This is a genomic window from Bradyrhizobium sp. USDA3010, assembly GCF_056429065.1.
Map to the genome: position 1 here is coordinate 38360 of NZ_JBWJZD010000007.1, position 18882 is coordinate 57241.

The 18882-nt window shown below is 60.2% G+C and carries 14 protein-coding genes; 13 read left to right on the top strand and 1 reads right to left on the bottom strand.

Annotated features, from left to right (window positions below; genetic code table 11):
- The first annotated feature begins 11 nt into the window (after positions 1 to 11).
- The 11 genes from AC066Y_RS13330 to AC066Y_RS13380 all read left to right on the top strand — a co-directional run bounded on the left by AC066Y_RS13330 (position 12) and on the right by AC066Y_RS13380 (position 15578).
- Positions 12 to 1472 carry a glycosyltransferase gene (locus AC066Y_RS13330; protein ID WP_478274270.1) on the top strand — a complete coding sequence of 487 codons (1461 nt, stop codon included), beginning with the start codon at positions 12 to 14 and terminating at the stop codon, positions 1470 to 1472.
- 78 nt (positions 1473 to 1550) lie between these two features.
- Positions 1551 to 3464 (top strand): glycosyltransferase, encoded by a 1914-nt coding sequence (locus AC066Y_RS13335; RefSeq protein WP_478274271.1) that lies wholly within the window; start codon positions 1551 to 1553, stop codon positions 3462 to 3464.
- Positions 3465 to 3511: 47 nt separating this feature from the next.
- Positions 3512 to 4951, top strand: coding sequence for a glycosyltransferase family 4 protein (locus AC066Y_RS13340; RefSeq protein WP_478274272.1), 1440 nt, complete (start codon positions 3512 to 3514; stop codon positions 4949 to 4951).
- Positions 4952 to 5016: 65 nt separating this feature from the next.
- Positions 5017 to 6420: a glycosyltransferase gene (locus AC066Y_RS13345; protein ID WP_478274273.1), complete on the top strand. Its 1404-nt coding sequence runs from the start codon at positions 5017 to 5019 to the stop codon at positions 6418 to 6420.
- Positions 6417 to 7961, top strand: coding sequence for a glycosyltransferase family 4 protein (locus AC066Y_RS13350; protein ID WP_478274274.1), 1545 nt, complete (start codon positions 6417 to 6419; stop codon positions 7959 to 7961). Before AC066Y_RS13345 ends, AC066Y_RS13350 begins: the two co-directional genes overlap by 4 nt.
- A 9-nt stretch (positions 7962 to 7970) precedes the next feature.
- Positions 7971 to 9152 (top strand): glycosyltransferase, encoded by a 1182-nt coding sequence (locus AC066Y_RS13355; protein WP_478274275.1) that lies wholly within the window; start codon positions 7971 to 7973, stop codon positions 9150 to 9152.
- A gap of 6 nt (positions 9153 to 9158) precedes the next feature.
- Positions 9159 to 11021, top strand: coding sequence for an asparagine synthase (glutamine-hydrolyzing) (gene asnB, locus AC066Y_RS13360; RefSeq protein WP_478274276.1), 1863 nt, complete (start codon positions 9159 to 9161; stop codon positions 11019 to 11021).
- Positions 10982 to 12169 carry a class I SAM-dependent methyltransferase gene (locus tag AC066Y_RS13365; RefSeq protein ID WP_478274277.1) on the top strand — a complete coding sequence of 396 codons (1188 nt, stop codon included), beginning with the start codon at positions 10982 to 10984 and terminating at the stop codon, positions 12167 to 12169. The genes asnB and AC066Y_RS13365 overlap by 40 nt, the downstream gene beginning before the upstream one ends.
- Before the next feature lie 7 nt (positions 12170 to 12176).
- Positions 12177 to 13088, top strand: a complete 912-nt coding sequence (locus AC066Y_RS13370) for an NAD-dependent epimerase/dehydratase family protein (RefSeq protein WP_478274278.1) — start codon at positions 12177 to 12179, stop codon at positions 13086 to 13088.
- An 8-nt stretch (positions 13089 to 13096) separates the two neighbouring features.
- Positions 13097 to 14146 (top strand): non-hydrolyzing UDP-N-acetylglucosamine 2-epimerase, encoded by a 1050-nt coding sequence (wecB, locus tag AC066Y_RS13375; RefSeq protein WP_478274279.1) that lies wholly within the window; start codon positions 13097 to 13099, stop codon positions 14144 to 14146.
- A 127-nt stretch (positions 14147 to 14273) separates the two neighbouring features.
- Complete coding sequence (locus AC066Y_RS13380) at positions 14274 to 15578, top strand: nucleotide sugar dehydrogenase (protein ID WP_478274280.1); 1305 nt, start codon at positions 14274 to 14276, stop codon at positions 15576 to 15578.
- 46 nt (positions 15579 to 15624) lie between these two features.
- Here AC066Y_RS13380 and AC066Y_RS13385 read toward each other — a convergent pair whose 3' ends face one another.
- Complete coding sequence (locus tag AC066Y_RS13385; RefSeq protein ID WP_478274281.1) at positions 15625 to 16986, bottom strand: hypothetical protein; 1362 nt, start codon at positions 16984 to 16986, stop codon at positions 15625 to 15627.
- A gap of 365 nt (positions 16987 to 17351) precedes the next feature.
- Here AC066Y_RS13385 and AC066Y_RS13390 point away from each other — a divergent pair, with 365 nt between their 5' ends.
- Both AC066Y_RS13390 and AC066Y_RS13395 read left to right on the top strand, forming a co-directional pair.
- Positions 17352 to 18413 (top strand): Gfo/Idh/MocA family protein, encoded by a 1062-nt coding sequence (locus AC066Y_RS13390; protein ID WP_173637672.1) that lies wholly within the window; start codon positions 17352 to 17354, stop codon positions 18411 to 18413.
- Positions 18410 to 18877, top strand: a complete 468-nt coding sequence (locus AC066Y_RS13395) for an acyltransferase (RefSeq protein ID WP_478274282.1) — start codon at positions 18410 to 18412, stop codon at positions 18875 to 18877. Before AC066Y_RS13390 ends, AC066Y_RS13395 begins: the two co-directional genes overlap by 4 nt.
- Positions 18878 to 18882 lie beyond the last annotated feature (5 nt).

Below are 18882 nucleotides of genomic sequence, written 5' to 3' on the forward strand. Positions count from 1 at the left end.
GAGTCGCGTTGGTGTTCTCGAAGCTATTTCGGTCGGCTTACTGCCTATTTGAGGGGACGCGTTTTCCCAATCTGTCGCAATTCGCCCGAAAGAACCATGATTTTGGAGCAGCTATTTCTGCGCTTTCTCCTGCGCGACGGAGAGGGCGCATAGATCGGGCGATCTTTGAAAACGTGAATCTGGCTGTTGCCAAGGGCAACTACGCACTCCTTGCCGCCCTGCTGGATGCGCTGCGACCATTTCTAAATCCTGATCAATCATCTGAAGCGCAGAACTTTTGGAGGGCGCTTGTGGCCGATTGTCGCGTGATAGCTGAGGATCGATTGTTGAGGGGCGAGTTGAATTCGCTTTGGGGTGTTACGCCGATCGTCAATCTGCGCGAGTGTGTTGCTGCGGATCGCGCCCTGGGCACGAATGCCCACTCGCTCGTGTTCACCACGTACCATACTTCCTCGAATTTTGATTTCGTATTATCGGAACTTCAGGAGCGCGTCATAGCTGAACGTGGCGAGGACTTGTACCGGTTTCGATGGCTCGTGCTGATCTGGGCCATCGCCAATTATGATGTCTTTCATCTCTACAACGATCGCGGCATCGTCGAGCCGGCCGGCGGCTATGGAAGTCCCCGCTTTGGAATCGCGGTGCGCGAAATGGAAATATATCGCCGAGCTGGGAAGCTGCTCTACACCTACGCGTATGGCGCCGACCACAGAATGCGCGAGAAAACCCTGGCTCTTGGCGAATGGAATTTCTGCTCCGAATGTCCTGATCCGGGGGTTTATTGTGTCTGCGACGATGCCGGCGGCGCTGCCATGCTGCAGGTCATCAGAGAATACTCGACTGCCGTGGTGGCGCACGGGCTGGCCATGAAGCTTATCCCCGGCGCTCGAAACGTGCCGTACCTGACGGTCGATGTTAATACATTCTCTCCCCGACGATCCTGGTCTCAAGGGGATGGAAAGCTGGTTGTGGGTCACTTTCCGAACCACGGCTATTTCAAGGGGACAAGATATCTGGAAGGCGCAATCCACTCCCTGCAGGCTGAAGGTCATGCAGTCGAGCTCTTGCTACTGAGCGGAAAGCCGCACCATGAAATACTGGAGGCGATGCAGAAGATCGACGTTCTTGTCGACCAGCTCATAAGCGGATCCTTCGGCTTGACTGCCGTGGAGGCGATGGCATCGGGCTGTCCCGTCATCTGCTATTTGCACGATGGAGTAGCGGTCGCCGATCGCGAAACCTGCCCGGTCATTGAGGCAAATCCGGATACGATCACGGAAGTCTTGCGTCGGCTGATCTCGGACCGCACACGGCTTTCGGAAGCCGGAGCCGCCGGTCCTGATTATGTCCGGAGGAATTACTCTGTAGAGGCGCTCGGCAAGCATTTGGCGGATCTATATGTGGAGACCGCCGATTTGCCAAAGCCTCTGAAAGCAACAATCGCCGAAAGCGCGAAGTCGCTGAGTTCGTGATGCCGTCAAAGCGATCCCTGCTCGAACGTTCGAACTGCTCTTGCAGGCGTGTTACCAGTGCGCGGGGCGGCTAAACCAGTGTCAATTCCCTATGTCGAGACCGGCCCCGAGAGTAGCCTGAAGCAAATCGACTCAACGCAGGCGATCGAGGCGGAAAACGCTCGCGCCTTGCGTTTGATCGACGACTTTCAGCGCAGAATGGGCCGGCCGCTTCGCGTTCTTCACATCGGCAACATCGCCAACAATGCCTACAACAATGCCCGCATTCAGCGGAAGCTCGGCATCCAGGCCGACGTGTTGTGCTACAACTACTACCACATCATGGGGTGCCCGGAGTGGGAGGATGGCGCGCTGCAAGAGGGGTCCTCGGCGCTTGGGCAGGATCATTTCAGGCCCGATTGGTGGGCGACAAGCCTGAAGGGATGGAAGCGGCCCCGGTGGTTTGTTCAGGGCCCGTCCGCGCTTTGCATTGAATACCTTCGCGCCCGGAACGCAGGTTGGAGAACGACGGCGTATTTGAAATGGTTGGAACTGGAGTTGGCAGCCCTTCAGGATGCTCGTTTCGGCGAGAATGCGAGCTCCCCCGCCAAAAATGTTCCCCGACGTCTGAGTTTCCTGCTTCGGCCGGTGAGCTTGTACAGAATATGGCTTGGAACGTTCGTGGCAAATGGCGTGCTCGGACGCGAATGCAGCGCTGGTCGCTTCGAGGTTTGGTTGGACCGAATCTCGGCAGCTGCATGGTTGGTACTTGCCCGCAGAGGTCCGGAAGCTGATGTCGAGGCTCGCGCCGCACTCAGCAGGTTGCGGGAAGAAGTTCGCCGGCAGCGCGCTCGTGGAATGCAAGAGGCGTCGTCTTCGCTTGCGCGCTCGCTGGTCCACCGCTTCCTGACGCTCGTTGCGCTCCTGGAGCAGGCAACGCTCAAGCGCATTCGGGTCTCGAAGCCAGGCTGCGTGGCGCGATCGATGTCCGAACCGGTAACGCGAGCAAGGGAAATTGAGACGTTGCGGGATGAAATCAGGAAGGATCCGGCCGAACTCGACGGTCAATCCCTCAGGTATCGCGAGGAGTATGTGACGCAGCATCCAAAGGACTTCGAGGCCATCCTCCCGCACTATGACATCATTCAGGGATATGCCATCGACGGCCTGATACCGATGATGAACGGCGTCAAGAATTTCTGCTGCTACGAGCACGGAACGCTGCGCGAAATTCCGTTCGAGAACAACCTGATCGGGTTGATCTGCCGGATCTCGTTTCAGCGCGCGCCCGCAGTGTTCGTAACCAATTCGGACGTGCTGCCTTCGGTCGAGCGGTTGGGACTAAAGAAGGATAGGGTGTTCTACCTTCCACACGCGTTCGATAATCACAAGTTGCGCGCGTTCCGCGGGGCGCACCCTGAATTGAACCCTCCGACAAGCGGGCCTGTCATTTTCTTTAGTCCCTCCCGTCACCATTGGAAGCGGGGAAATTCATCCTGGCTAAAGGGCAACGACGTGATCATCCGCGCTGCGGCCGAAGTCGCGCGTGAGACGAGAAACTTCAAGCTTGTATTCGTCGAGTGGGGCCAAGAGGTCGCAGACAGCAAGGATTTGATCGAAGAACTCGGCCTGTCCGAGCTGGTTGAATGGATACCGACCATGTCCAAACGGGAGCTGTGGCAGCGCTACTGCGTATCGCATGCCGTGGTCGACCAATTCGTTGTTCCCGCTCTCGGCGGTGTCGGGTTTGAGACAATGGCGCTGGGCGTCCGCTTGATTTCCGCCATCGACCAGCAACAGACAGCCATGTTTTTTGGTCAAGAGCCGCCGTTGCTCGCGGCCGGTAACGTCGCTGAATGCGCGGCGCGAATGCGGGAAGTCATCCAGGATCCTCTTGATACCCAAGGCCGAGGCCGGGCTGCTACTCAATGGATGTCGACGTTCCATTCCGCGGAAAGAATTGTTGCTCTCCAGTGCAAGGCGTATAGCAATTTGCTGGTGGGTCAGTGGTGATGGCGTTTCCCGCAGCACCGATGCAGATTTCGTAGAGTTGCCATAGAATGATGCTTAAGCAGATCTCATCTTTCATCAAGCAGTATCCTCCTCTTTTTCGCGCGTTGCGGCCGGTATTCTATTTCCTTTCCGGGCTTTGGAATGCGTCGATCTCATGGCTTGGGATTCGCCGCGCGCGGTTACGGCCTGGGATTCGCCGCGCGCGGTTGGCGCAAGCTCGGATCGCGATGATATCTGCTGCGGGTGACGCCAAGTCTGGAAGTAGGCGGATTGGGAGATCCGCCTCAGGTCGCGAAGTGGTGATGCTTGTCGTCTCCGATCTGCGTGTGGACCCAAGAGTTGAAAGAGAAGCTCGTGCGCTTAGCGCCGCCGGGTACGACGTGACGGTGATCTGTCCGGAGCCCTCGGAGGGGGCAGGGGCATCCTTCAATATCGATTGGGGACCGCGCGTTCATATCGAATACGTCGATTGGACGGCGGCGACGTTCATGAGCGAGCAGCCGGGTTATCTTGCGGATCAGCTTTACTCGGAAGCGGTGAAGAGAACGCCATTTGCCTTCCATGCGCATGATCTCTCCACGGCGTACGCCGCGATGGCGGCCGCAAGGTACCGAGGTGCCCACCTTGTGGTCGACTTCCACGAGTGGTTTTCAGAAAATGTTCATTGGAACACAAAACAGTCTGCCTGGGTGCCATATCCGTCCGAGTGGAAGCGGGCGCTTCAGGAGCTGGAAGTTCGTTGTCTTAACGAGGCATCCGCTACCATCACCGTGTGTGATTCGATTGCTGACGCAATGAAGGCGGAACTCGGCGGTAGCCGTCCCATCGTGGTCCGTAACATTCCCGATATCGCGGTCACGCCGTCGCGTGAGTATCCCCCGCTGAAGCAGCAACTGGGGCTCCCGGACTCAACGTTCGTTCTGCTGTGGCAGGGGGGGACCGGTCCTACTCGCCTGATCGAGCCAATCATTGAATCGCTTGCCTATGCTCCGGATTGTACTTTCGTCGTTCGAGGTCCTTCTCTGGAACTGTTCGGACCCGGCTATCTGGCACTGGCGCGGCGCATCGGCGTGGAGGACAGGGTTGTGCTTGCTCCACCGGTTCCATCGAAGGACGTCGTCGCGGCCGCCCGAGGGGCGGACGCGGGGATTTGGACGTTGCCGGCTTTGTGTCGCAACTTCACCTTTGCGCTCCCCAACAAGATTTTCGAATATCTGGCAGCCGATCTTCCCGTCCTGGTTGCGCATTATCCCGAAGCGAAGCGCCTTGTGCTCGACAACGAGGTCGGGCTGACGTTTGATCCCTACGATCCGCGTTCCATCGCGGAATCGATAAACCGCCTGACACAAGACGAACATCTGCGAGCGACCTTCGCCGCCAGCACACGAAAGGCTCTCGCGACGCTGGATGCAAAGTCGGAGTGGCAGAAGGTCGTTTCGCTCTACGACGGTCTAAGAAAACCCCGGACCTACGGATCCATGCAATGAGAGATCGACTGAGATCGCTCGCGCGGTTGGCGTTGCCGCGGAGCGTTCGAAGGCGGATGCTCTCATTGTGGTCGATTGCGAAATCGCCAGATCGGGCGGCAATAGTCCGCTACAAGCTGCTGAGCCTGGTCGGGCGCTGCGCCACCGCACTCTCGCGCGGCATTCTCAAGCTCGCGATTCACATCGCTCCAGGATTTGGAGCCGCACGGCTGCGGCGCGGACGACCCAGGAGCTTGTGGGGCGTAACTCCGATTTTGACGCTGGAGCTCAAAGCGAGGGCCGATCGGGCGCTTGGCCTTCGATCGACTTCGCTCGTCTACGTAACCTACGTCATAACGTCACGCTTCGATCTAGATCTCCATCGCCCGTACGTTCTGGCGCTCAGGTATGGTTTCGGACCTGCGTTCCAACGTTTGGTGCTCGCATGGGCCCTGGTTCGGTATGACGTGTTTCACTTCTTCGCCGACCGCGGGTTGCTTGATTCGACGGAGCGCTTGCAGATCAATTCCGAGGAGCTTGCGGCTCTGCGGCGGGCCGGCAAGCGGGTCTATATCTATGCGTATGGTGCCGATGTTCGTACCAGGCTTGCGACCCTGGCCCTCGGCAAATGGAATTTCTGCGTCGACTGCACGGAGCCGCCCAAATATTGCACGTGTCACGACGCAGCGGCTCAACACTATATTTCCGAATTGACCAAGTCCGTAACGGCCCTGGTCTCGCTCGGCGACATGCTGACCTACATGCCTGCGGCAAAACATATCAACTACTGGCCGTTGGATCTGGATCGGTTCAATGCGGTTCTCCCGGATGCGCCGCCATCCGGTCCCCTTCGCATCGCTCACGCGCCTAATCACACGCACTTCAAGGGCTCAAAATACCTGGAGCGGACGATAGACAGGCTGAAGGTGCAGGGATACGACATCGAATATCGCAAGATACAAGGCGTTCCTAACAGCCAGGTCCTCGCGCTTTTCGCCCAATCCGACATCGTGGCGGATCAGTTTATCGGCGGTGCTTACGGCTACACCGCGCTCGAGGCGATGGCGCTCGGCAAGCCAGTCCTGAGCTTCGTTAGAAGCCCGGATCTGGTCGAAGCGCCGGAGGAATGCCCGATCATCAACGCAACTCCGGATGAACTTGAGCAGGCATTGCTGTGGGTCATCCGCAATCGGGATAGCCTTCGCACGATCGGCGAGCAGGGCCGGCGCTATGTCGAGCGATGGCACGGCATATCGGCGATCGCTGCGCGGCTTGGACAGCTCTATCGGGACACTGCAAGCTTTCCGCCTGGTGTCGTCGATCGCATTCGATACCAGCAGGAGCAGGAGGAAGCCCGGCGCAACGCCATTCCCCTCGTGGGGAATTGGCAGCATCCATTCCAGATCGCGAGGCAGCCTGCTTCAGAAGGTCCTCAGTGCGCTCGCCGGGACGGCTCCCCGATGATCGGACCGCAAGGGCGTCTCCGGTGACATCGGTCGACACATCAGGCGCAATCACGCGCTCGCCGCAGCCACAAGGCCTGGATTGGCACCGGCGTTTCCAGGAACAGCATGGGCGAGCGCTGCGCGTACTGCACCTCGGCAACATCGCGAACAACGCGTTCAACAATGCCAGGATCCAGCGCAAGCACGGCATCGACGCTTATGTCATCGCCTACGAAAACTACCACATCATGGCTTCGCCGGAATGGGAGGAGGCGACGTTCGAGGGAGACCTCGGCGATCCCTTCTTTCCCGATTGGACCAGGGTCGATCTCGGAGGTTACCAGCGGCCGAAATGGTTTGCCTCTGGACCTCTGAATTTATGTTGCTCCATGATCGCCGCTGAGGTTGGCGGGCAGCCGGACCTCGCCGAGGAATTCCGACGCTCGCTGGATCGAGCCCGGCAGTCGGTGTGTTCGCAGAGAGCATCTGCCCGCGTGATCCGTCTTGGCCAGAAAATAGGACGGAGGATTCGCCGATCCCCCGCAATGGCGCGCGACATCTTGCGACGCGTTCTGGCAAGGGATGATCCGGAGCAGCAGCGGCTTGTTGATGTCTGGCGGCAGGGGCGCGCGCCGGGTTCTCCGCCAAGCGCCGCGGACTTTGGCAGCTACCGGGCGCGGCTCGCGCCGCTCATGGGCCTGCTGGACCGGTTTGACGTCATCCAGGCCTACGCAACCTATGGTGCCTGGCCGCTGCTCGCTCGGCGTCCCTACTTCGGATATGAGCACGGAACGTTGCGAGCAATCCCGTTTCAGGACGACGGCCTCGGGCGGCTCACCGCCACGGTGTTCCTCGGAGCCGACCACGTCTTCGTCACCAACATCGATTGCGTACCTGCCGCACGACGGCTTGGCGTGCCGCCGGATCGGATTACGCCGCTGCCGCATGCTTTCGACGATACGAAGCTCGTTGAATTCGGGGCCAGAAACAGCGCGATCAGGCCGCCCGATGACCAGGTCGTTGTTTTTCATCCGACCCGACAGGATTGGCGGGACTCGGACCCCAGCCTGGTGAAGGGCAATGACCGGCTGATCCGTGCTTTCGCGCGCGTTGCGCAGCACGCGCCTGCGCTGCGACTTGCGATGATCGCCTGGGGACGCGACCTTGATGCCTCGCGGGAGCTCATACGGAGTCTGGGGCTCGACGACAAGGTGCAGTGGCTTGCGCCGATGCGCAAACCGGAGTTGTGGAGAACGTATCTCCGCAGCCACGCTGTGCTGGATCAGTTCGTTCTTCCATCATTCGGTGGAATCACCTTTGAAGCCCTGGCGCTTGGCAGGCGAGTGATCACGAACGTGGATGCGGGGACGGCCAAGGAGTTCTTTTCCGAAGCGCCTCCCATCCTGTCAGCATCGACGGAGAGTGAGATCGCCGCGGCGCTTTGCAAGATCGTCGCGGATCGGGACGACCGGCATGGACTCGGCGCTGATGGAGCAGCCTGGATCCAAAAGTATCATTCCGCGGCGAGAATCGTCGAGTTGCAGTTGGCAGCGTATCGACGGCAGATCGAATCCGTTCGGGCCTGAACCGTCATCGTGATGCATGACAGCAGCGCGCACAGATCGTCACATTCGCTCAGCAAGATGAAAATCCTTCACGGCCCCTTCAACATCGGTAATCAGCCCTGGTCACTCTCGCGTGCCGAGCGCCGGCGCGGAAACCGGAGCGACCTGGTCATTCGAAGCGGAACCTGGTTTCGATACCCGGCCGACAAGGTTCTGTATGACGACACGGCAACCGACTTTCAGAAGGTGGCCCGGAGCGCGTGGTTCGGGTTGTCGGCGCTCCTGCGCTACGACGTGCTCCACTACTATTTTGGAACAACGTTCCTGTATCCAGGCTATGCGTTCGAGGGCGTCGGCCGGATGGGGCCGCTGCTGAATCGGCTCGTGACGATCGATCTCAAGCTGGCCAGGGGGTTGGGCAAGAAGAGGTTCATGACCCTGCAGGGATGCGACGCAAGGCTTGCGGGCGAGGGCAATCGGCGAAACGAGTGGACCATGTGCGCCAGCGGGCGCTGCTCTGCCTATGAAGCTTGCGTCACCTCGCTCGATGCGCGCCGGTCCCGCCTGATCGATCGCGTGCTTCCGCTGTTTGACCGCGTGTTCTATCTCAATCCGGAACTGGGGCACGTCGTTCCTGGAGGTCAGTTCCTGCCTTACGCCAACGTGGAGATCGGTCATTTCTCGCCTGAGTATCCTCGCGCTGAGGGTAAGCCGAGAATTGTCCACGCGCCGAGCGATGCGAGCATCAAGGGCACCCAGATGATACTCGATGCGTTGGAGCGTCTGAAGTCCCGGTTCGACTTCGAACTGATCCTGGTTGAAAAGAAAACGCATGAGGAGGCGATGGCCATTTATAGGTCCGCCGATCTTGCCATTGACCAGGTGCTTGCGGGTTGGTACGGCGGCTTTGCCGTCGAGATGATGGCGATGGGAAAGCCGGTGGTATGCTACGTCAGGGAAAGCGACCTGCAGTTCGTCCCGCCGGCCATGCGGGATGATCTTGCGATCCTGAACGTCGATCCCGGACGGCTCACGGAAGATCTTGCGGCTATTCTCGAGCGTCGCGCCGAGTGGACTGAGCTGGGGAAGCGGGCGCGTCGCTATGTCGAGCGATGGCATGATCCTGATCATATTGCCGGGGCGATGATCGCAGCCTATCGCAGCCCCGACAGTAAGTTCGTGCTGGCGCCGGCGAGCGCCGAAGTCGGGTAGATTCAGATGTGTGGCATTGCTGGCATTCTGCATTTTGGCGCCTGTCCGGACGCGAACGCCCGGATTCGGAATATGGCGGCCAGTATCGAACACCGCGGCCCCGATGACAGCGGCTTCCATACATCGCCAGACGTCGCATTGGGCTTCCGCCGGCTTGCGATCGTCGACCTCGCCACCGGCAACCAGCCAATGTGCAACGAGGATGCAACCGTATGGGTGGTCTTCAATGGAGAGATCTACAATCACCGCGAACTGAGAAAAGAGCTCGAGGCCGCCGGGCATGTCTTTGCGACAGACCACTCGGACACCGAGGTTCTGGTCCATGGCTGGGAGCAGTGGAAGGACAGGTTGTTCAACAAGCTGAACGGCATGTTCGCCTGCGCCATCTGGGACGAAAACCAGCGTGAGCTGGTGATCGCCCGCGACCGATACGGGATCAAGCCGGTCTACGTCACGGAGTTGCCCGGCAAGGGTCTCGTGTTCGGCTCGGAAGTGCGTGCGCTGTACGCCAGCGGATTGGTGAACAAGCAGTTCGATGCGTCAGCGACGTTGGAGTACTTCACGCTGATGAACAATTGGGGAGGGCGGACGCCGTTCCGGGGTGTCCGTCTTCTCAAGCCTGGTACGTTCGAACGATTTACGGCGAATGGAAGTTCGAGCGGCTCCTATTGGGCTGCCGCTTACCATCGCAAATACGCGCCTGGTCTGGCGCGGGCTTCGGGTGAATTCGGGGAAATATTGCAGGCCGCGTTGCGCAGGCAGTTGGCTGCGGATGTCCCGGTCATGGCGTATCTGTCCGGCGGGATCGACAGTTCGGCGATCACGGCAGGCGCGCACCAGATCGATCCGGTCGTCCGCGCGTATTCGTGCATCTTCGATCTTGAGAATGTCGGTGTCGACAAATTCGTCGACGAACGCGAGTTCTCCCGGGAGGTCGCAAAGCAGCTCGACATCGAACGTGTCGAGCTCATGGTGCCACAGGATGCCTTGGCTCGCCATCTCGATGCGACGGTTGGAGCGATCGAATATCCTCGCATGGGAATGGCCTATGTGAACTATCTGATCGCGCAACGCGTCGCTCAGGACGCAAAGGTCGTGCTGTCGGGTACGGGCGGTGACGAAGTCACCGGAGGGTATGTCGGCAGATACGCCATCGTGCCGAGGGCGGCTCCGGCTTCGCTGATGCAGCGTGTCATGCAGCGTTTTCGCGCCGCGGCGGGAGATCCGGCGGCCTCACGGGATGCCTTTGCCCTCTACCGGGCAAGCCTCAACGTCCCGGTATCGGCCGACAAGATCGGCGATGCCTTTACGCCGGAATTTCTGCGAGCCGCAGGAGGTTTCGATCCGCTCGCTGCGATCGGAGATGCGATCGGGTCGGTTCCGTCGCGGGATCCGTGGGACGCCGTCATGCACGTCGACCTGACCACCTATCTTCCGGGTCTTTTGTCGCTGGAAGACAAGCTGTCCATGGAGCATTCCCTTGAGACCAGGGTGCCGCTTCTGGATAACGAACTGGTCGACTATCTGCTCGGCGTGGATTGGGACCTGCTGTCCGACGGCACCACCGGCAAGATCCTGTTTCGCGAAGCCGTCCGGCCGCTGGTCCCCGACACGATTTACCGGAAACCGAAGATGGGATTTGGTCCTCCGGACGCGTCTTGGTACAGAGGAATTCTGCGCTCATGGATCGAGGAGCAACTCTCGGAATCCCGCATTAGGCAGCGAGGCGTATTCCAATTCGACTTCGTACGTCGGATTCTGGACGAGCATTTCGGGCAAAAGGCAAACCATGTCGCGTTGATCTGGTGTTTGCTCAGCTTCGAGTCCTGGTGCAAGCAACATGGCGCCTATGGCGGCGCCCTCCATTAGTTGCAGTTGTAGGAGCTAGATTTATGCGAACCGTTGCGTCTTCACGTCTCCGTCCGAACGGAATGGAGCTTCAGCTTGAGGCTTTTACGCAACAGGAAGGCCAGGTCATCGAAGGCGTGCTTCGGACGCCCGATGCATCGCTTTGGTATCCGATCCTGCACGGGGTTCCCTGCTTCCTGAGCGGCCCGATGCAGCCCGACCTGACCGATTTCTGCTCGCGGTACGGCTTGCCGAAGCCGGCGACCGCGCAGAGCCGGCCGGAAGCCCATGAGCAGGCCAAGACAAATCAGACCTTCTCGGACAAGTGGCGCCGCTTCAAGCAGTATGGGCTGCAACCCGAGCACAAGGAATTCCTGTTCGGTTGGTATTGCAAGAAGCTTGGGCTGCCTGATCTGGACGCCTTGAAGGCTTTCTACCGGTCCAAGCAGCGCGTGCTCGAGGTCGGTCCAGGGTCGGGCTTCAACACGAGGTTCATCGCTGAGAACTGCCCGGGCGAGGTGTTCGCGCTCGACGTGTCTGATGCGGCGTTGACGACGTTCGAGAACACCCGCGATCTCGAGAACTGCTCGGTCGTCCAGGCCGATTTGATGGAAGCTCCGTTCCTCGATGACACGTTTGATTTCATCATCGCGGACGGAGTGCTGCATCACACGCCCAACACCCGAACAGCGGTTGAGGCCCTCTACCGCAAGGTCAGGCCCGGCGGCCAGTTCTTCTTTTACGTCTATCGGAAGATGGGCGCCGTGCGCGTCTTCGCCGACGACCATGTCCGGCAGAATTTCATGCCGCTCTCCGCAGAGGAATGCTACGCGGCGTGCGAAGGGATCACGGAGCTGGGCCGGGAGCTATCGCGGCTGAACGCCACGATCACGCTTGAAAAGCCTATACCGGTGCTCGGGATTCCCGCAGGAACGCACAACGTTCAGCGATTGCTGTACTATAACTTCCTGAAATGCTTCTGGAACGAGGCGTTCGACTATGAAACAAACAACATGGTCAACTTCGATTGGTATCATCCGCACAACGCCTGGCAGCACAGCGATGACGAGGTTGCGGGCTGGATGAAGGAGCTTGGAGTCAAGGACTACACCTTCCATGACTCCAATCCGAACGGGATTTCAGTCTTGCTGACGAAGCCAACGGTCTGACACGGGCATGCGGATATTATTGACGGGCTGTAGCGGTTTCGTCGGCACTGCTCTCGGCCCTCGGTTGGTGGCCGAGGGGCACGAGCTCTTCTGCGTCTGCCGGCCGGGAACGTCGGTCGCCTTCGGAACGAGCGTGGTTTGGGATGGAGCGGCTTCGATCGAAGCTTCCAGCTTCCCCAAGGCGATCCATGTCGTTGTCCATGCCGCCCAGTCGCGGCGCTACCGCGACTTCCCCGCGGATTCGCGCGAGATGTTTGACGTCAACGTCGGCATGACGATGCGGCTGCTGGATTGGGCGGCCCGGGCGGCAGTCAAGCATTTTTGCCTGCTTTCGTCGGGGGCGGTCTACGAGCCGTTCGCAGGAGCGCTGAGAGAGGATGCCGGCCTTGCGCCTCCCGGCTTCCTCGGCGCGAGCAAGTTTGCCTCTGAAGTCGTCGCGAAGCCGTTCTCCAGCATTCTTTCCTTGAGCATTCTGCGGTTGTTCTTTCCGTACGGCCCGGGCCAGCGCGATCGGCTCATTCCGCAACTGATACGCAGGATCCAGGACGGTGGGGCGATCCAGCTCTCCGGCGGCACGGAGGGGATTCGCCTTGCTCTCACCTTCATCGACGACATCGTCGAGGTCATCCTTGCCAGCATTGCGTCGTCCTGGACGGATACGCTCAACGTGGCCGCCTCCGAGACGCTCTCAATCCGGCAGATCTCGAACACGATAGGTCTGCAGCTCGGCCTCGAACCGAAGTTCGAGATCGTGAACCCGAACACACCTGCCGTCGATATTGTTCCTGATCTGAGCCGCCTTGCATCTCGTTTGGACTTGCGGCGATTTGTGCAGTTCAAGGAAGGCATCCAAAAGACGATCTCCGCGAACCCTGTCGACGCGCCGGATCATCGTCTGGCTGAATCGCAACACCGTTAGTGAAGTCCATGACGCTGAAGATTCTGACCATCGTTGGTGCCCGGCCGCAGTTCATCAAAGCCGCGGCCGTCAGTCGCGCGATCCGGGAGACCGACGGGCTCTCGGAAGTGATGGTGCATACCGGCCAGCATTTCGATCCGAACATGTCCGACGTCTTCTTCGAAGAGCTCGACATTCCCAAGCCGCGACATCATCTCGATATCAATGGCGGCGGCCATGGCGATATGACGGGACGCATGCTGATGGCGATCGAGCCGATCCTGCTCGAGGAAAAGCCCGACTGGGTCGTCGTCTACGGCGACACCAATTCGACGCTGGCCGGTGCTCTCGCGGCGTCGAAGCTGCACATTCCGGTCGCGCATGTCGAGGCGGGGCTCCGATCGTTCAACCGCCGCATGCCGGAGGAGATCAACCGGGTCGTGACAGACCATCTCTCCGCTCTGCAGCTCTGTCCGACGACGACCGCCGTCAGCAATCTCGCCGCTGAAGGCGTGACGGCCGGCGTACATCACGTCGGGGACGTGATGTACGATGCGACCCTGTTCGTGACCGACAAGGCAGAGAAGAGTTCGACGATATTGAGCAATCTCGGGCTGGCCTCGAAGACATATGCGCTCGCGACGATCCATCGCGCCGAGAACACCGGCGATCGGCAGCAGCTCCTCGCGGTCGTGCAGTTCCTGCAGGATCAATCGCGCAAATTTCCCGTTGTCCTCCCACTGCACCCACGCACCCGACAGGCTGCGCTGGCGATGGGGGTCGATCTGGACGGCTTGAAGGTCATCGATCCAGTGGGCTACCTCGATATGGCGAAGCTTCTGCACAACGCCCTCGAAGTCTATACGGACTCGGGAGGGGTACAGAAGGAGGCCTATTTCCATCGTGTGCCGTGCGTCACGTTGCGTGACGAGACCGAGTGGACGGAGACCATCACGCACGGGTGGAACCGGCTCTGGAAGCAGTCGTCGCAGGCGGTTCGACGCGATATCGACGAGTATGGGACTGGTCGCGCCGCCTACCTCGTCGCGCGCCTGTTGGGCTCAGGCGGCCCGCGATAGCCTTGCCGTCGGGAGAGGCCTACAGCACGGCTTCCAGGGTTGTGGCTTTGCCGCTATGGCGCTATCAGAGGCCCAGTTAGATGGTTTTCAGGCCGATTATCCGTAACAACCCCATACGAGTGATGAAATGAATTCCGAATTGATCGCGAAGCTCAACGAGAGAACGGCCAAGATCGGCATCGTCGGTTTGGGCTATGTCGGCCTGCCTCTGATGCTTCGCTATTGCGAGGTCGGCTACAAGGTGATCGGCTTTGATATCGACCAGACCAAGGTCGACGCGCTTCGCGCCGGCCGCTCCTATATCGAGCATATATCGAGCGCCAGCATCAAGAATGCGACGGAGCTTGGGTTCGAGCCGACGACCGATTTCTCGCGCGCCCGCGAGGTCGATGCGCTGATCCTCTGCGTTCCGACGCCGCTTAACAAGTATCGCGAGCCTGACCTCAGCTTCGTGCTGAACACCGCGGAGTCGCTGCTGCCGTATCTCCACCGGGGAATGGTGTTGTCGCTCGAAAGCACGACCTATCCCGGTACGACGGAGGAGGAACTGAAGCCGCGCATCGAAAAGTGCGGATTCACCGTCGGCAAGGACGTATTTCTCGTTTTCTCGCCGGAACGCGAAGATCCCGGCAACCAGAATTTCACGACGCGTTCGATCCCGAAGGTCTGCGGCGGCTGCACGCCGGCATGTCTCGAGGCCGGCATCGCGCTCTATGGTCAGGTGATCGACAAGGTCGTCCCGGTGAGCTCGACGCAGGCCGCCGAGCTGACCAAGCTGTTGGAGAACATCCATCGCTCGGTGAACATCGGTCTCGTCAACGAGATGAAGATGGTCGCCGACAAGATGGGGATCGACATTCACGAGGTGATCCGCGCGGCAGCAACCAAGCCGTTCGGGTTCGTTCCATACTACCCCGGTCCCGGCATCGGCGGTCACTGCATTCCGATCGACCCGTTCTATTTGACGTGGAAGGCGCGGGAGTACGGTATGCACACGCGCTTCATCGAGCTCGCCGGAGAGATCAATTCCTCGATGCCGGACTACGTGGTGTCAAAGATCTCGCTGGCGCTCAATCAGAGGCACAAGTCGATCAGCGGCAGCTCGATCCTGGTTCTTGGCATCGCCTACAAGAAGAATGTCGACGACGTCCGCGAATCACCGTCGGTGGCGCTGATGGAGCGGCTTCGCGATCTCGGTGCCAAGGTGTCCTACAGCGATCCGCACGTTCCCGCGTTCCCGAAGATGCGGGCGCATTCGTTCGATCTGTCGAGCGTTGCGCTCACCGAGGACAGTCTGCGGGGTTTCGATTGCGTCCTGCTTGCGACCGACCACGACAAGTTCGACTATCAACTGCTCGGCGCGCATGCGCCGCTGCTGGTCGATTGCCGTGGAAAGTTTCCTCAGCCGGCGGACAACATCATTCGCGCCTAGGCGATTGCGCAGGCGCTCCGGCTGCCATTCGCCCAGAACCGCAGCTCTAGGCGGCCTCAGTAGTTGGTCGATGGTCGCTCACCGCGACCGTCGACGTTGCTGTCCGGTCGAAGGCCGATCGCGGCGCGATGTACCAGAGCAGGAAGAGCAGCCCTGTGCCGTTCGTGAGCAGGGCTGTCGAAAGCGGTACGTTGAGGAGAACTTGCGGAAGAAGTCCGGCGGATAGCAGCACGAATTGCGGCGGCAACCCGGACGAGAGGCGATTGCCGAGAGCAATGATCAGGCCGCAGCCCAGCGCGGACACCGGCGCGAGCACGAGGCCGACCGAAGCGATGCCTTCGGTGGCAAACAGCGAAGCGTTGAAAGCACCGAGATCGTAGGACCTGGCCATGACGGCCCATATCGGCTCGTTGTAGGCGCACGCGACCACGAGCTTCACGGCGTTGATCTGGCAGAAATGGGTCAGCGGATGTGCCGAGAAGTAGTTGTTGTAGATTTCGAGGGCGAGTGACGGGATCGCAACCATCCTGGTGTTGACGGTGCCGAAATAGACCAGTCCGGGGGTCAGTGGAAACAAGTCGGTCTTGACCAGCACGAACAGGATCATGCCGATCAGGACGGGCAGGAAAAACGACAGGATCGTTGCAACTCTGGCCTCGGCCAGCTTGCAGACGAGCGCGAGAAACAGCAGCCAGACCGGCGCGAACAGCGCCATCTTGGTCAGCATGATTGGGTAGATCAGGAGCATCAGAACGAGCGCGATCCCTGCCTGCCAGAACCGCTTGCTGGTGACGAAGCAGGCAAAGGCGAGCGGCAACAGGGCGTTTGAGACGATCCAGACCGCATATCGCAGGATGCCCGGCAGCGCGACCTCCGCGCGATATTTGTACATCTCGTTGAGATCGACCAGCTTGAGGTTGTAGAGCGCACCGATGCCGATGATCGCGGCCGAGGCGATCAGGATGACGGAAGGCATCATGTGAAAGGCGCGGGCCGGCATGACGACGACCTGCCGCATTGGCGAGGTGATAAACAGCGTGGGGACAAGGAAGGCGAACGCCGACAGCACGATCGAGATGAACGCCAGGCGGTGATCGTAGTCGAGCAGCGAGAATTCGATCAGCCAGAGATATCCCAGGATCATGATGTAGAAGTAGAAGCCGACGAGATAGCCGAAGCTGAAGCGGCTGAATGCGAACAGGATGACGACGGGACTGAATACCAGAACGTTCAGGATTGCAGATGTCAGGTGCGATTTGTCGAAGCCGATGACGCCCGGGAAGGAATCCGTGATCGTGATGCAGTACAGCGAGATGCAGCAAATCGCGACGTGGGCATAGGCGAGCAGGGCGAGCTTGGCTTGGCGCCAGCCCAAATCCGGCTCCAGCTGCATGACGTGATGGTTCATTCTCATTTGCCGCCGTACCGGGCTCCGCGTTTGGACTATCTCGTTGGTGATCGTATTCGAGCAGGCTGGACCCGAATAATCGCCACACGACGACGCCTCCTGTGTCCAACGACATGGCACGGCGCCGCTAGGACGACAAGGATAGGCTGGTGCTTCTTGCCGCTTTTCCTGCCGGTGATGCTGGGGCGGCGTTGCCTTGAGCAACAAATCCGCCGCGGGTCGTGCTGTCCGATCGGGGCAAGGCCTTGCCTTATCCCGAGTTTTCTGGGTAATGGACGCTATGCTGCGGCTCGCAAGGCCGCTTGTTCCCTCGGCTCTTCGGCTGGCTGCAATGGCTGGTCACGAGACAAGACAGGGCCTGTTGCATGATCAGATTTGGCCTGCTCGGGTGCGGGCGTATCGCCAAGCGCCATTCCGATCTCCTGGGTGGCAATCACATCGCGGGAGCGAGCCTGGTTGCAGTTTGCGATCCGCTTCGTGCGCGTGCCGATGCGATTGCCGGGAAGTTTGCCGTTCCCGCCCATTACGACATGGACGAGTTCCTGGCGCGCAAGGATATCGACGCCGTCGCGGTGCTGACGCCGAGCGGGCTGCATCCCGCGCATGTGATCGCCTGCGCCAGAGCGGGCAAGCACGTCGTGGTCGAGAAGCCCATGGCGTTGCGGTTGCAGGACGCCGACGATATGATCCGGGCCTGCGATGAGGCCGGCATCAAGATGTTCATCGTCAAGCAGAACCGCTTCAACGTGCCGGTGGTCAAGGCGCGCGAGGCGCTCGATGCCGGTCGCTTCGGCAAGCTCATCCTGGGGACGGTCCGGGTGCGCTGGTGCCGCGACCAGGCCTATTACGACCAGGACGATTGGCGCGGCACCTGGGCCTATGACGGCGGCGTGCTGACCAATCAGGCGAGCCATCATGTCGATATGCTGGAATGGTTCTTCGGCGACGTGGTGAGCGTGCATGCGCGCGCGACGACGGCGCTCGCCAACATCGAAACCGAGGACACCGCCGTCGCGACGCTGAAGTTCCGCAACGGCGCGCTCGGGATCATCGAGGCGACCACCGCGGCGCGCCCGACCGATCTCGAAGGTTCGCTGTCGATCCTGGGCGAAAAGGGCACGGTCGAGATTTCCGGTTTCGCGGTCAACCAGATCCGGCACTGGCGCTTTGTCAACGAGCTGCCGTCGGACAAGGACGTCGTGGAGAAGTTCTCGGTCAATCCGCCCAATGTCTACGGCTTCGGCCATCAGGCCTACTATCATCATGTGGTCGATTGCCTGGAGAACCAGCGCGCTGCGCTGGTCGACGGGCTCGAGGGCCGCAAGAGCCTGGAGCTGATCTCGGCCCTCTATGAGTCGATCGAGACCGGAGAGGAAGTTGCGCTGCGCTTCACGCCGCGGTTGAGCCGGCTGGGGGTCGTTTCGTGAATCGGCCGGAAGTGCATCAGGCCAGCGTGCGCGACGTCGCGTTCGGCGAACGCGTCAAGATCGTCGAGCCCTGCAACCTCTATGGCTGCACGCTGGGTGACGACTGCTTCATCGGGCCTTTCACCGAAATCCAGAAGGGCGTGGTCGTCGGGGCACGCACCCGCGTGCAATCGCATGCCTTCGTCTGCGAGCTCGTCACCATCGGCGAGGACTGCTTCGTCGGACACGGCGTGATGTTCGTCAACGACACGTTCTCCATCGGCGGCCCGGCGCGCGGCCGCAAGGAGCTGTGGCGCGAGACTGTCATCGGCAACCGGGTGTCGATCGGCTCCAACGCCACGATCTTGCCGGTCAGGATCACCGACGACGTCGTCATCGGCGCGGGGGCTGTCGTGACCAAGGACATCACGATATCAGGCACCTATGCCGGCAATCCGGCGCGCCGGCTGCTGGCGAGCCAATAGGGGAA